The following is a 14,823-nucleotide window of genomic DNA, read 5'->3' on the forward strand; positions in this document are numbered from 1 at the left end:
GCGTTGAAAATGTCAAAATGTAATCAAGTGATCGATCAGTCGCTTGGCATAGTCCGATTGGACCTGCTTTAATTGCTCGACGAGAACTATCTCCTCAACCTGACCACTTTTAAAAATAAGGATCCGATTGCAAAGGTAAGCTGCTGCTTGTATATCATGGGTAATAAAGACATAACTCATCTGATAGATTTCTTTTAGTTCCTTTAATAATCGTAGAACTTGAATCTGAACAGATACATCCAAGGAACTCACGGCTTCATCGAGTACAATGCACTTTGGCTCCGTTGAAACGGCTCTTGCGATGCATACCCTTTGCACTTCCCCCCCGGACAGCTCATGAGGATACTTTTTTTTGTACGAGGAATCCAACCCGACTCGACCCAACAGAACGTCGATTTTGCCTCGAAGATCTTTTCCGGGTCCCCTTAAAGCTCTCAATGGTTCCATGATGGCTTCTTCAACCGTAAAGTACGGGTTAATGGAAGATGTATAATCTTGAAATACTGCACTGATATTGCCCAATCTGGTTTGTCGGTGCGTCATGTTGTTACCTTCGAAAACGATCCTTCCACTATCTGGCTTCTCGATGCCCAAGATGAGACGTCCAAGCGTTGATTTTCCGCTGCCGCTTTCTCCAATAATACCAAGACACTCGCCCTTCCCGCATTCAAAGCTTACGTTCCTGAGAATGTTTTGACGTTTACCCGTCATCCATCCGCCAATGCGGTAGGATTTATCGACGCCTTCGACTTTCAGCACGGATTACTCTCCCTTCATGATGGAATTGAAATGGTTGCTCAGCTCGAGGCGAGTAGAAACCAAGTATTGGGTGTATGCGTGGTTCGCATCTGTAAATACCGTTTCGGTTATGCCCCTTTCAACAATCTCTCCGTTTCTCATCACAATGACTTCGTCCGCAATCTTCCTCACAACCCCCAGATCGTGGGAGACAAATATCATAGAACTGCCTGTGCGTTCGCGAAGCTGAATTAATTGCTCGAGCACTTCATATTGAGAAATCGTATCCAGTGCCGTTGTCGGTTCGTCCGCGATGATAACGTCGGGTTCAAGGACCAATGCCATTGCAATCATTAATCGCTGCAGCATCCCGCCCGACAATTGGTAAGGGTATTTATTCATGATCTCCTGTGGATCATGAAGCATGACGCTCTTCATGGCATTTATCATGATGGATTCCGCCTCGCTTTTACCCCAGCCGAAATGCTGCTTCAGTGTCTCCTTGAAATGCACGCCGACTACGCATGATGGATCGAATGCGCTCATTCCATTCTGCATGATCATGCAAATGTATTTGCCGCGTCTTTTTCTCATTTCCTTCTCCGGGAGTAGGGTTAAATCATCCCCTTTAAACAAGATATTCCCGGATTGGCGAATCCCTGGCTTGTGTAAACGGATAATGGACCTGCATGTCATGGATTTGCCGCTTCCGCTTTCTCCTACGATGGCCAGACAGGTGCCCGACTTTAGCTGAAACGAGCTGTTATTGATGATATCTTTACCGTCTTTCGCGTTCCAAACCCTCAGTTGATTTACCTCAAGCATATTCATAGGCCGGTTTCTCCACCTCTGCATTTCTTTGCATTCTTCCCGAGTTCATTCGTTTCGGATCCAGCGCATCCCGAAGTCCATCCGCCAAAAAATTAAACGCTAAGACGGCAATTACAATGGCCAGCCCAGGCGCAAGCATGAGTTCCGGACGGGAGAACATTACCTCTCTCGCCTCATTCAGCATCATTCCCCACTCGGCGTGCGGGGCCTTTATTCCCAATCCAAGAAACGATAATCCTGAAATTTGCAGAATCATGGAACACATCGAACCGCTTGCGGTAACTGCAATATCGGAAAATGTCACGGGAACAATATGTTGAAGGATGATCTTGCGATTGTTGATGCCCGCTGCCTTTGAAAACTTGACATAATCCATCTCGGAATACTGCATGACCGATGTCCTGATGACGCGGGCAAACCACGCCCATTTCATAGCAACGAATGCAATCAATATGTTCTCGAGACCCGCCCCCAGAATGCCCACGACCGCTAAGGTCATGACATATCCCGGAAAGGATAGCATAATATCACATAGTCTCATGAATACCTTATCTGTTTTCCCGCGAAAGTATCCTGAGATAAAGCCTACAATCGCCCCCACGCCTACTGATGCCATGAGTGCAACTAAAACCCAAAGTATGCTGGGGCGAATACCGTAAATCAGCCGGGATAGAATATCTCTCCCTAAATGATCGTTACCAAGCCAATGAGACCAGGAAATCCCTTCATACCGAAGATCCATATTAACTTCGTTAGGATCATGCGGAGCGAACACGGGGGCTGCGACACCAACGATTAGGATTGCTGCAATAACAATCAGAGACAGGCTGGCTAGCTTGTCATTGCTTAAATTTTTTAGGACTCTCATCAGATTTCCTTCCTTAGCTTCGGATTGAATGCCGCATTAATCAGGTCAGCCAGGGTGTTAAACAATACAAAAGCTACGGCCATAATAAGGACATAAGCCTGTATGACTGGGAAGTCCCTGCTCAGAATCGACTTTATGCTTAACCGACCGAGTCCCGGCCATGCAAATACATTTTCGATAACGACCGTACTTCCCAATATAATCGGAATGGCCATGCAAAATATGGATACGGCGACCTGCAAGGAATTTCGTAGAATATGAATGGTGATCTTCCTCTCAGGCAAACCGCAAGCTCTCCCATAGACAACATAATCTTCGTGTAATTGAAAGAGCATGGAGCTTCTTACGTTTCTGAAGTAAATGCCTACATAAGCCACTGATATGACCGTCACCGGTAGAATGTAGCTTTGATAAGAATCCATCCCACTTGTCGGTAATAGGTCCAAATGGACGGAAAAATACCAGATCATAAGCGAGGCCAGCCAATAGGAAGGCATTGCGGTCAGAAGGAAGGACCACCCTCTGATTGACCGATCCAATAACTTACCTTCATTGAGTGCACAAACAACCCCCAAGATGATAGATAGCAAGATAATGAAGAACGATGAAATTAAAGTAAGCTTTAACGTATTAAGAAACGCGGGGCCTATTAATGACCAAACCGATTGCCCTGTTACATAGGACTCTCCAAAATCCAGTCGAAGACTGGCTAACACCCAGTCTGCATACTGTTTAAGGAATGGCTGATTCATTCCCAGTTCCTCCCTCGTTTTGGCAACCAGCTCGTCCGTGATTTCAGGGACCTCTTGGGCGCGAAGCACTACTTCCACAGGGTCCATCGGAGACAGATTAATCAATAGGAAAGTCAAAAACGATATGACGACCAGAATTGGAACGGACAATAATAGACGTTTAATAATATAACTTCCCATAAATCTCTCCTTATCGAATGATGGTCTGTCCTATTCAAAATACATGCTTTCGAACGGGAGCTCGAATTGCGTTTGTTTGAAAGCAATCCCTTTTAATGCCTTAGGTGCGAGCACCGTAACACTGCCATTCGAAATCGGGATAAATACGGCCTCATCATGCACGATCCGCATGATCTCCGCGTACAAATTTGTCCGGTTATCTTCATCGGTAGAGACCATTACCTTCTGAATAAGGTTGTAGAGGTCATCTGCTTCCTCGATTCCCTTGGTAGTGTGGAGATAAGAAGCTTCCGAGGTGAAGGCCGAGATGGTGCTTTGAGGATCATACGCCAATCCCCAAGTTTGATTGAACAATAAGTCATAATCCCCTGTAGATCGGCGATTCGCAATGGAAGTGGATTCTTCGCCGATAATATCCAGTTGTAATCCAATTGATTTTAATGCATTTTGAATAAATTCAGCCTGTGTTTTTTGTGAGGAGGAGTTGCTGTCGTAATATAAATTCATGGCCAGTCTTTGACCCGATTTACTTCTGACGTCATTGCCACTGGCTAATTTCCATCCGGCTTGGTCCAGTAAGAGCTCGGACGCTTCTACATCATAACCCCGCTCCTTTAATTGGACGTCTGCATAATTGACGTTGGATGAGAACAATCGATCCGCTTCCGCTTCTGTGCCTTCAAATATGTCCTTGCTGATGGTTTCCCGATCTATTGCATACCAGATAGCTTCCCGGACGGCGGTTTCGCTTATCGGGCTTTCCGATTGGCTGCTGTTGGCAACGATCATTTTTGTATTCATGGCGTCACTTCGGACTATTTGGTAATTCCCCGTATCGACCAAGCGGTTCATCGCTTGTACATCGAGGCTGTCCGCTCCCCGGTCATCAGTGAATACGAAATTCACTTCTCCTTTTTGCAAAGCGAGGAACGTGGTTTCACCGGCCGGAAGCACTTTTGCAGTAATTTTTTTGATTTTTGGAGTTCCTCCCCAATACTCCTCATTAGCGGTGAAGGATGCATACTGGTCGATCTGATGTTCCTTGAATATGTAAGGACCTGTGCCGTTGGACCCGCTCACGCCATTCTTCGTCTCACCTTGAATGAAGTCTTTGGGGGAAATAAATACATAGGGTCGTGTCATGGACAGTTCGACCAGTGCAGGATAATATGATTCACTCAAATTGATTTGGACGGTGTATTCATCCAGAACGGCTACACTTTCTATTTTGGACGATAGTTTTATCCAAGCGTGCTTCTCGGCATTACGCTGGACGGCATCGATATTTTGCTTGACCGCTTCGGCATTAAACGGCTCTCCGTCATGAAACTTCACATTTTCCCTTAAATAAAAGGTATACACTTTTCCATCTTCCGAAACGTCCCATTTTTCAGCTAACAATGGTTTGATGCCTTCTTCTGTGTTCTCTACCAAAGACTCGTACACCATCCCCTGAGCTGGCATGGAACCCGTGTACAAATGAGGATTCATGTCATGAATATCTTTGGCTGTTGCATAGATAATTTCATCTTGGATTGCCGACTCACCATTCTTACCCTGAGTTGCTTCACCACACCCTGCTATCAGTGCAACCGTGATAATGTACATACAAACCTTAAGAATTCTGTTCACGCTTTCCCTCCCAAAAATAATTAATGTACTGCTAATGAATTTCTTTCCCAGACCAGACCCTCATTGATCCCCCTATCTCTTCCCATTTTTACTCAGTGCAACTTAATTGTAATCATTACTATTTAATCCGAAAAAAATATAGCATGTCATCAAAAAATAGTCAACAAATTCTTCCATGGAATTTTCTATACAAATTAGAGGACTGCGCCAGTTGACATCGCAGACTTAAAAATATTCGTTCGCCTTAAGATTCCATAGCCTTATGCATGTAGACTTGCTATGAGACCGATTTAGTACAAATAACGGTCCATTGTCTTAAACACGATACCATCCCTTTTTACACTAATTACTTCCTAACCACTCCTCAACAGTGCAGGAAAACCCGTTAAAACTGTTGGCTTTTTGAGAGACGTAGCCAATATTCGAATAATCTTTAAAGCTTCCTATGAATTGTCCGAGCCATGCGACTGTACTTGCCTGCATTGGCAAAATCCTTTAAGTAATGTCGATTTACCTTAAACGTTGGAACCGATACGCTACATCATCTCGCACGCCGTTATACAGGATTACTAATTGGGACTACATGGACTCTGCCTGACAACTTAGCATTAGAGAACAAAAGGTTACTTGAAATCTCGTTATTCGAAAAACAAAAGGAAGAACTCACGGATCAAAGATGGACTCAATCAAGAAAAGCCCTGACTGATAACTCACATGTTAAAACAGTTACATCAGAAACAGAGGATCGTAAGGAGATAGTATCCATTGATGAAAATACTGGGCTTCCGATTAAAAGAGAAATACTAACAAAAGATGATGATGGTAACTGGAATACTGACACTATAAAAATTGAGGAATACCGGTACTTAGATTCCATTCCCATGGAGCTCCAAAGTATTGAAGATCAAATTTGAACAACGTGCCACAATACCCCAAAAAAGATCACCGCCTCCCTCCATAAATAGAAGTCAGCGGTGACATTTTTAAATTCCTGATGTTGCCTTATACGTAAAATCTACTTCGAAATAAATGTTTGGTGTTTGAATATGAACTCAGGTTTCGTTAAATACGCCATGTAAATTTATTTGAACACAAACCAAGTTAATTATACTTTTGTATATAATTCAAGTCGTTTGTATTTAATAGCTTTAAAATTTTTGTGATTGGATAAGTAAAAGACATTACCATCTTTTCTGAAAATTAACACTCCTGGATTGTAATTTTATTATTATAGTAAATCTAAAGGAATACTATCCGTTATATTAAATGTGAAGTAAAGCCTAACAGAAAGGGGACGATCGACATGATATCTTAATGCTTCGATAAAAAACTCAATAAAACTTTATATACCTTGGAGGGGAAAGATGAGAATCGTATGGTTTGCATTCATCCTGTTATTCTTGGTAACCGGTTGTCATATTCAAGAATCAACACCTCAAACGATTAGTGATACAGTGACTCCTTATTACGTTAGTGAAATGAAAGATGTGCCTGAAGATACCATACTAATAGAAAACTTAATTGATGAGATGGATCAGGGGACATTTGAGTATCATTCAGGTGAATGGGGAAAATTTGTTGTTAATCCCAATCAACGTGAATTTAACAGAGGTGATGTGGTATACATCGAGACACCTAAAGAAGCGTTGAAAAACCAACCTCCGTATATACCGGAGACGAAAATTCTACGGATTGTTGTAATGCCCGGAGAAAGGTTAAAAGTAAAGAAAGGTCAGATTTTTATCAATGATCTACGTCTTGATGCTTTTTATGGTAGCGCAAGGAATCACGGAATGACCGAGGAGCAGTATATTGTATGGGCAAACGAGAACGAGGAAGATCCTCATCGGTTTAATGATTATTTTCATCAAAATGTTGAAGAAATCACAATTCCACAGGAACATTATTTTGTTATAGGAGATAATTGGTGGAGAAGCGTCGATAGTTTTAAATTTGGCCCGATTCATAAAAAGGATATCATAGGTACAGTTATTGGATATAAAAAATAAACTTTACTACACCTCGCAGATTAACAGATCTAATTGGTTCATTATCTGATTTGACTTCTGGTAGTGGGGATAAAGGAACACCCATGGTCTATATCCAAGGTTACTTCGATAACTATACAAAATAAGATCGGTGCAAAAAGAATGTCTCCTAATCGAGACATCCTTTTTTGCTTGCCTATTCAACTATCGGATTCGATCTCCATGACACCATTGATACTTAACAGCAAGATTATCAAGCATCATTCTGACAATACTAGGTCGAGCCAGGATTTCGCCTCATGGTACAGAACTGGATTGTTTTCTGGCGTGTAGTAAGCCAGCACTGCCGCCGCCTGCGATACGACCCATCCGCGGGCTCTTGCCCATGTAGTGTCATCCGTAGGAAGATATTTGCGGAACGCGTCACGTGCTGCCGGCGAGTGTAACTTCCATGCGACCATGACATCGCATGCAGGATCGCCAACGCCCATTGTATCCCAATCAATCACACCAACGATTCGTTTATTTCGCACAAGCCAACTTTTGTGCATTGTTTGATGACACAAATTAATCTACACAAAATAAAAAAATCCTGATAAGCCAGAGGCTTTTCAGCTTTAATAAATGTAGACACTTTTGTGTCATTAGACAAGTACGACATATTTAGTGTCATACACTTATTGCCCATGAAAATTGAAATAGAGTCTTCATCTATAAGAACAAGGCGATCAAACATCTATCACGGTAAATTCCGTACCTTTACGACTAACTTCAAATCGTATATCTTCTCCAGCAGCATACCCTCCGACGGTCACTTGATCCCCTTCCAACATATGCTCGATATTGGCTTTAGCTGTCGGTGTAAACACACATACTCTTCCCTTCTGTATATATATTGTCTAATTATGTCCCGGCTGATCGAATCCTCTGCACTCTCCTAACCCAACTTCGAAAAAGTAAACCATCGTTAAAAAATTCAAGGGATTTTCATTTCTACTCCTCCCGCATATTCTATACGTCTGTTAATATCACTGAGACACCAACCCATTTTTCATATTCTCTTATTGTGAAAAGTGTTCTTCTTCAGATCGAGCTTCCTCATAAATTCTACAGCCGACAACTCCCTATTCTTCCAGAGCTTATAGTTCGCATCCAGGATGCCCCTTGCCCTGGTGTAAGAGTATTCAAGTTAATTCGCGGCCGCCCCAGGTGCTTCCCTTTTTTCTTGGCTTCAGCAATCCCTTCAGCCTGCGCCTGTTTGATTCCCTTACGTTCCTCTTCGGCAAGCCAACTTAAGAATCTGAAGTACAACATCCATAATGAGCTGCCCGATCACTTCTTCATACTTGCGTGTATCCAGAATGGGTATGTCTATCACCACAACATGGATTTTCGCATAGATCAACCATCGCCATTCTTTTAGAATATCTTGCTTGTTACGGCCAAACCTATTGATGGATTTTACAAATAAGATGTCGCCCTCATGCATGACACGCTTCAGCAGTTGATACTCGGGTCGATCAAAGTTTTTCCCACTATCTTCATCGAAAAAAGTGTATTCTTCCGGAATGCCTTGTTCTCGCAATGTTGTAAGCTGTCTATCTTCATTTTGATCCTTTTCGGACACTCGGCCATAACCGTATTTTCTCATTTATGCTGCCCATCGTTGTTATAAACGTTTAAAAATAAAAAGGATATAGTTTATAAACAAGAAATTATGCTATTTTTCAAAAGATCCTCATAACTTTACAGCAACTTAAAGCGTTATTTATATGAGAATAACAGAGGTAAAAGTAGGTTAACTAGACGACAAGCTTAGAAATAACACTTTTACATAAAATGATTTTGCAAATATATAATTTCGGAGATATTTAGATGAATAAAGCAATCAAACGTATTTTGGCTACTACAATTTCTGCAAGTATCTTTGGTGTGGCATCTTCCGCATTTGCTGAAGATGTATCTCTACCAACAACACCACCAGGGTTGATAGAGCAATCTGGAAATGAAACAGGCGTTATTGTTCCTTTCGCTTCTGATAAGCCATGGTCCATAAATTTTGATGGGAGTAGAACAAGTGAATCAAAAATGCTTGTAATGTCAAATGATTTACCTTGGCTTAAAGTGCTAATAAAAAATTCAGGAACAACAAAAATGATAGTTACTCTCACATCAAGCTCTCCAACGGGAACAGTATGGGATAGTCTTACTATTGCCCCTGGAGAATCACAAAACATGTGGGGTAAGGTACCTTACTCAGGCACGTATTATGTTAACTTTACATCGACGGGAACTTTAAAAGGTGCAGCATCTTCCCGAATTGCTTCTACGTATGAGGAATTAGGTCTTTAATATAGCATTCCCAAAAGGCACCCTAACCAGGCAATGACATTAAGTTTAGTCCAAAGACAAGATTGGGAACAAAAATTGGAATCCAGTACGGTATGGGAGTGAGTCCCATGCCGTTTGTTTTTCCGATGTATTAAAAAAATTGCACAGCAAATAAAGCGGAAGGAATGTCCGCTTAAAATATATAGATTCTGTCTCTATTGAATTGTGTTCGGCCCAAATTTTCCTGGGAAGTAAAATGCATTATTCTCTGGACTCCGGTTATTTTTGATGTTACAGAAGCATTAAACTAGTTGCAAACATTCGGATTATACTGATGAAGATAAAGAAGGGATCGCTGCAGAAATGCATACGCTCCCTTTTGTATACCTTTAAGGATACTGAAATATTATGCAACTTTCCAGCCACTCATAACGTTATTCTGTTCAAGACCTAAAGAATGGGAGAGGTTAGCCAGATAAATTGACAAAATAAATGTTTATGTATCTGTGTCTGCTTGTTCTGCACTGCTCTTTATAAGCATCCGGTGCATAGCGGCACGTAGACATACCGTCCTCCAGCTTTCCCTCCTTGATCACCTTTCCATTTACGAGCATAGTAACTCCTTACGAACTCCCCCTCTCATTCCATTTAAGTCCTAAATACATTGCATCTCGAGCACTACATAATATCTGAGTAACATCTGATTAATCCAGGTCCCCCAATCCTCATTTTCAGTGCAGAGCATAGGCTTGTAAGGTCTTCGGACTGAATCCTTGGATACGTTTATCTGTTTCATACAGTCGCCATTGCTCGCTTATCTAACATAAATAAAACCTCCTAAAAGAGCTATTAAAACTGTTTGCTTCTATTAGAAGGTTTTAATCTTATAGATTGAATTAGCGTTTCCGGTTAGCTTAACTCGTTAACTTCTTTTGTTACACTATTATGCCTTTTCATTACTTATCAAATATCTCATCGAGATTCTCCCATTCGTCGCAATCTATATCATTTCATCTTTAAATCGGCTCATGGCTTTATCTTTTCTAAATTACTCATGCACCCATTTGAACACTTTATACCAAGTTAATTTAACCGAAACAACTAGCTGTTCCGAAAGTATTGTGCGATGATTTCGGTAGCCCTCGATGTATGATTTTGTAGTCTTAATATTTTTTTGATTTGCTCGCAATGTTCCTGAAAGGAGAGCGAGAAATATCAAAATCCATATAAACGTAATGAAGTCTATCGAAATCCAGAATGTCCGCTAGGCTATCACTATGAAACAATAGGTTATCCATGTGCATGTCCCAGTATGCCCAACCTTGAAATCTATTATTTTTTAGTTTTTCAAGATCGAACCTTTTAAGTATTTCTATTTGCTTTTCAATAGCAGCTAGATACTTCTCGTTACCTGCCTGTTGGGTCTCAAGATAGTTTATTCTTAGCTCTTCAAGTTATTTTCCTTAGAAGGTAATTCCCACTGTAAAAACTGTAACTGAGGCATGTTAACTTGCGTCCATTTATGCATTCGTCCAGTAGCTTCACCAAGACTATACATTTGTTCTTTATTGGTTTCACCAGCTTCAACATGCATCCCGGTACTGACTCCTGAAATCATATAAGATTCTCCGCTCGTTGCCTATTATGTTTATCTGACCATTAGCTTAATGAAATTGCATGGAAACATAATTAGATATTTATCTAATCGGTAATCGGCTCACGTTCTTGTCCTTTACGGCAATCGGTACAAGTTCTTGTCCTCGACTCGGGACAAGAACTTGTACCGATAAAACAAAAAAGCCGCTAAAATAGCGACTCTCAATGGGAACAAGATCTTGTCCTGCGACACTTGGACATCATTTAGGTTAAACTGCCGTAAAACTAACCTACTGGTTTTTAATGTAGTCGTCCCTGTATGTACCAGCATGTTATATTCCCCTCTGAAGAGTAAGCTCTCTGTTTTTATATTTTTTTACACGCTGATTTCCGATAACGTCTTATCTACGAACTTCGTCAATAATTCCATATGTAGAGTATTCGTGAATTTATTGAACTATCCTGCCCGTTAGCGTAAAGAAACTGCAGTCGATCAACTGGTCGGCTGCAGTTTTATCTTTAGTGAGCTATCGTTTCCCGTTAGTTGAGCATAAGCTAACCTTAAATCCACTCTTTTCCATGTTCTCGAATGAATTTAATATCGTTTTGATAATGTTCAAGATGCCCCTCATCCATCATCTTTTGAAAAGCAATGTCACCTTCACTGCCTTTCCTTATAATTGTTTTACATAACCCTTCTAATCGTAGCAATACCATTTCCAAGTAATCTTCTTCCTTTCCTTCACCGTACGATTCAAAAAACAATTTAACTCTTTGTTTTATACGGTTAGCATGCTGTAATGAATTATAATAAATAATTTCACCTGTTTCGGAAAGATAACATCTGCTTAAAGGGACGCAAGTATAAAGCGTATATGCTATGTCCCAAAGTCTTGGACCAGGTCCAGCAACATCAAAATCAATAATACCTATTGGTTTTTCTTGATTAAAAATAATGTTGTATATTGCAAAATCATTATGGCACAATACTTCAAACTGTAGAGGGGTGTTATCTATCGATTTCCAGCTCTCATCAAATGAAAAATCACTCACAGAATCATGATAAAACCTGAGCATTTTCGCTATTTCTATTAAGACTTCATCAGACCACATGTATTCCTTTAAAGGATAATTACCAGCTTCTCCTTCAATAAATGATAATATCTCTCTTCCTTTTTCATCAATACCTAAAAATTTTGGTGCATAACTGAAACCTTTGTTCTCCAAATGCTTTAATAGCTTATTAATTTTGTAACTATCTGGTTTTAATTCGCGTCGTACAGTATCTCCCGAACGATACACTTTAGAGACATTCCCTCCTGTTAGTATTACTTCATTTTCATGGTTTGACATTAAAAATATTCCTCCCTGATATGACTTACTTTAAACCGTAAAACAATCCTGTTTGTTCAATTAGCTTGGAAAAGGCAGCCGAACGTTCGGCAGGCTGCCTTCGTGTCTATTATTGATCGTTAGCTGAACTGATTTGGTATCGCAGTGTGATTTGAAATAGAATCGATTATTATATCCCAGTCGCCATAGTGAAGCTCATGCCCAGTACCTTCCAATGTCAGTAAAACCGCACCTGGAATTTCGTTAGCAAGATTTTTTCCATGTTCATAAGGGATAATCGGATCTTCAGTGCCATGTATAACCAAAGCGGGCACGTTTATTTCACCCGTCCTAGACAAATAGGATTCTCCACCTGTGAGCATGCCATGATTATGGATGCTGGCCATATTTTTGCTTCTTTTTATTTCTTCTTGTGCCAAATGATAAACTTTTTTCTCATCAAAAGGATGCTTTGAACCCACTAGGATTCTTGATCTATCTATTGCAAATTCGACTACCGATTGTTCGTTATTCCAATCTATTGCCCCCACATTCGAGAAAAAATCCATAATCCTTTCCTCCATCGGGGGGAGATCCGGAGCAAAATTGGACGTTGATAAGAGGGTAATGGTTAAAACTCTCTCTGGATGCCGCAGAGCTATCATTTGAGTCAGCATACCACCCATGGACAAGCCTACGATGTGTGCCTGCTGAATTTTATAAGCATCCAATACTCGAACAGCATCATCTGCCATATCTTCGAAAGTATAGCCCGGTTGACCAGGTTCGTAAGTTGTTGAACGTCCAACATCGCGGTTATCATAACGAATGACAAAACGTCCTGTATCTGCCAGGCGCCGACAAAATTCTTCTTCCCACCAAATCATTGAGGATTGGGCACCCATAATCAGTAATATTGCCGGGTTACCTTGTATTCCGAAACTGTCGGTACATATTTCAATCCCATTTACTTTTATTAATCGTTCGTTCATGTAAATTCCTCCAACATTAATGTAGAAATAAAAAAAAACACAGGCTATCGGCCTGTGCATGCAGTAATCGAATAAAGAAATTGAAAATGAACGTAATTAGATGATTATCCTATGATAGACTCGCAGTCCCCTCACCGGATAGATCAAAAGGGTTCATTACATTTTCTTTAAATCCAGTCTATACGACATGAGCTTAGAGTTACCCCTGTCTCCAATCGCATAGTACTAAACTAGGTTACCGTGGAAGGTAAACCAATCTTCGATTACGATGCACGCAAAACAAATAGCCTTAAACCACTATTTAAATTCATTTGTGCAAAGAATATCGAAGAATTAGTTTAACACACGTAACCCCTCCGCTCTTATCAATTATTGCAATGCTAACACATGATGAATTTCTATGTCAACACCTGGAAAGTGTCTTTCAGGCTAACCGCTCAGTTCAACGCTAATCTGCCCGTTAGTTGAACAAAGGCAGCCGATCTCGTTAACGGCTGCCTACTTGTCTTTTATTGAACTAACATTCCCCGTTAGCATAACGATGGGAAGCTTTTGTCTCCATTGTCAATCTTTTCGACGGGCGACATGGAGAACAGCGCCCCAGTGGCGGCGAACCGACTTTTCTGGGCGACTATTAAGGCGAACTCGGATTTCGTTGAAGAGTTTTTCGCGTTTCCATTCCTCCATAAGTATGTGCCCGGAGAAGGTTTCGAGGAGTTTAATATAAGCGTTAACATGATAAATGCGCTCCCAATCGAAATGTCGTATGCGAACAACCTCAAAAAGGCCGCTTTTCTCAATCTCATCTCTTTGCACGTGAAGTTCCCCTGGCCTTGGCCAATCGTTGTTGTCTACCGATTTACCTTCGCCGATCTCATAGTAAACGGTTTGAATTTCACGGAAGAATGGGTCTTCATCGTCTGGAAAAACGTGATCTGCGTTCCAAAATGCTAGGTGTCCGCCAGGACGAAGTGCCTGCCATGCCTTCATGTACCGAACTTCGGGATCAACCCATTTCCAAGCGGTTGCAGCGAATACCAGATCAAAACTATTCCCCGCCTCCGGTTGCCAGTCTTCGAAATTACTGTTGATTATGTCAACGTCCATTCCGACAAGGTTATGACGGGCAACTGCAGCGAGCTCGGCTCCAAGTTCTACGCACGTGATTTTAAATCCGCGCTTGGCTAATGGGAGAGTAGCCTTTCCTGTAGCACAACCCACTTCCAACAAACGATCGCCTGGATTCAAATTTGTAGCAAAGATTAAGTCATCGAACAATTCATCAGGGTAATCCGGACGCGACTGCTGATAAATATTCGCGGCTTGTTCGAATGATTCGCGCAATTTATTATCATTTTTCGAGTTCATAGTACCTCCTTAATACGGCAGGCGATTGACTTGGCCGGATGAACCGTCGATAAATTCAAATACTCCATGTATTTCATTGGGAATCACATCCAGATCCGAGGATATAACATAATTTATTCTATGATCTGCTGCACTATCCTGCCCGTTAGAATTCCTGTAATACGAATATTTTGGAGATTGAACAAAAACGAGCGCCTCGGTACGATGGGGTTACA

At 41.1% G+C, this 14,823-nt stretch carries 14 protein-coding genes and 1 pseudogene; 3 read left to right on the plus strand and 12 right to left on the minus strand.

What is annotated here, in order from left to right; all coding sequences use genetic code 11:
* Positions 1–12: 12 nt before the first annotated feature.
* From MKX98_RS16080 to nikA, 5 genes are read right to left on the minus strand one after another with little or no spacing between them, the layout of a single operon-like run.
* Positions 13–759: an ABC transporter ATP-binding protein gene (locus tag MKX98_RS16080; protein ID WP_339224086.1), complete on the minus strand. Its 747-nt coding sequence runs from the start codon at positions 757–759 to the stop codon at positions 13–15.
* A 3-nt stretch (positions 760–762) separates the two neighbouring features.
* A complete protein-coding gene (locus MKX98_RS16085) occupies positions 763–1,569 on the minus strand; it encodes an ABC transporter ATP-binding protein (protein WP_339224088.1) in 807 nt (268 codons plus the stop codon).
* Positions 1,556–2,437 (minus strand): nickel/cobalt ABC transporter permease, encoded by an 882-nt coding sequence (opp1C, locus tag MKX98_RS16090; protein ID WP_194542675.1) that lies wholly within the window; start codon positions 2,435–2,437, stop codon positions 1,556–1,558. The genes MKX98_RS16085 and opp1C overlap by 14 nt, the downstream gene beginning before the upstream one ends.
* A complete protein-coding gene (opp1B, locus tag MKX98_RS16095; RefSeq protein WP_194542676.1) occupies positions 2,437–3,369 on the minus strand; it encodes a nickel/cobalt ABC transporter permease in 933 nt (310 codons plus the stop codon). The genes opp1C and opp1B overlap by 1 nt, the downstream gene beginning before the upstream one ends.
* Positions 3,370–3,399: 30 nt before the next feature.
* Positions 3,400–4,977 carry a nickel ABC transporter substrate-binding protein gene (nikA, locus tag MKX98_RS16100; RefSeq protein WP_339224465.1) on the minus strand — a complete coding sequence of 526 codons (1,578 nt, stop codon included), beginning with the start codon at positions 4,975–4,977 and terminating at the stop codon, positions 3,400–3,402.
* A 1,388-nt stretch (positions 4,978–6,365) separates the two neighbouring features.
* On the opposite strand from nikA, the gene lepB reads away from it, so the two are divergent.
* Entirely contained in the window at positions 6,366–7,010 is a 645-nt protein-coding gene (lepB, locus tag MKX98_RS16105) for a signal peptidase I (RefSeq protein WP_339224092.1), read from the plus strand.
* A gap of 5 nt (positions 7,011–7,015) precedes the next feature.
* Positions 7,016–7,135, plus strand: a pseudogene (locus MKX98_RS16110) (coenzyme F420-0:L-glutamate ligase); the annotation flags it as partial.
* 114 nt (positions 7,136–7,249) lie between these two features.
* On the opposite strand, the gene MKX98_RS16115 reads toward MKX98_RS16110, so the two are convergent.
* The 3 genes from MKX98_RS16115 to MKX98_RS16125 all read right to left on the minus strand — a co-directional run bounded on the left by MKX98_RS16115 (position 7,250) and on the right by MKX98_RS16125 (position 8,640).
* A complete protein-coding gene (locus MKX98_RS16115; RefSeq protein ID WP_339224094.1) occupies positions 7,250–7,522 on the minus strand; it encodes a phosphotransferase in 273 nt (90 codons plus the stop codon).
* A 195-nt stretch (positions 7,523–7,717) separates the two neighbouring features.
* Positions 7,718–7,858: a hypothetical protein gene (locus tag MKX98_RS16120; protein ID WP_339224096.1), complete on the minus strand. Its 141-nt coding sequence runs from the start codon at positions 7,856–7,858 to the stop codon at positions 7,718–7,720.
* A gap of 398 nt (positions 7,859–8,256) precedes the next feature.
* The gene (locus MKX98_RS16125; RefSeq protein WP_308116300.1) at positions 8,257–8,640 is read right to left on the minus strand and encodes a recombinase family protein; all 384 of its coding nucleotides are present in this window, start codon (positions 8,638–8,640) and stop codon (positions 8,257–8,259) included.
* A gap of 224 nt (positions 8,641–8,864) precedes the next feature.
* On the opposite strand from MKX98_RS16125, the gene MKX98_RS16130 reads away from it, so the two are divergent.
* Positions 8,865–9,341 carry a hypothetical protein gene (locus MKX98_RS16130; RefSeq protein WP_339224100.1) on the plus strand — a complete coding sequence of 159 codons (477 nt, stop codon included), beginning with the start codon at positions 8,865–8,867 and terminating at the stop codon, positions 9,339–9,341.
* A 1,420-nt stretch (positions 9,342–10,761) separates the two neighbouring features.
* Here MKX98_RS16130 and MKX98_RS16135 read toward each other — a convergent pair.
* The 4 genes from MKX98_RS16135 to MKX98_RS16150 form a co-directional block, all read right to left on the minus strand.
* Positions 10,762–10,938: a hypothetical protein gene (locus MKX98_RS16135; protein ID WP_220685256.1), complete on the minus strand. Its 177-nt coding sequence runs from the start codon at positions 10,936–10,938 to the stop codon at positions 10,762–10,764.
* A gap of 539 nt (positions 10,939–11,477) precedes the next feature.
* Positions 11,478–12,269, minus strand: a complete 792-nt coding sequence (locus MKX98_RS16140; protein ID WP_220685255.1) for a phosphotransferase — start codon at positions 12,267–12,269, stop codon at positions 11,478–11,480.
* Positions 12,270–12,388: 119 nt separating this feature from the next.
* Positions 12,389–13,240 (minus strand): alpha/beta hydrolase, encoded by an 852-nt coding sequence (locus MKX98_RS16145; protein WP_339224103.1) that lies wholly within the window; start codon positions 13,238–13,240, stop codon positions 12,389–12,391.
* A gap of 564 nt (positions 13,241–13,804) precedes the next feature.
* The gene (locus tag MKX98_RS16150) at positions 13,805–14,608 is read right to left on the minus strand and encodes a class I SAM-dependent methyltransferase (RefSeq protein ID WP_339224105.1); all 804 of its coding nucleotides are present in this window, start codon (positions 14,606–14,608) and stop codon (positions 13,805–13,807) included.
* Positions 14,609–14,823 lie beyond the last annotated feature (215 nt).

The organism is Paenibacillus sp. FSL W7-1332, assembly GCF_037969785.1.
Lineage (GTDB): Bacteria > Bacillota > Bacilli > Paenibacillales > Paenibacillaceae > Paenibacillus_AQ.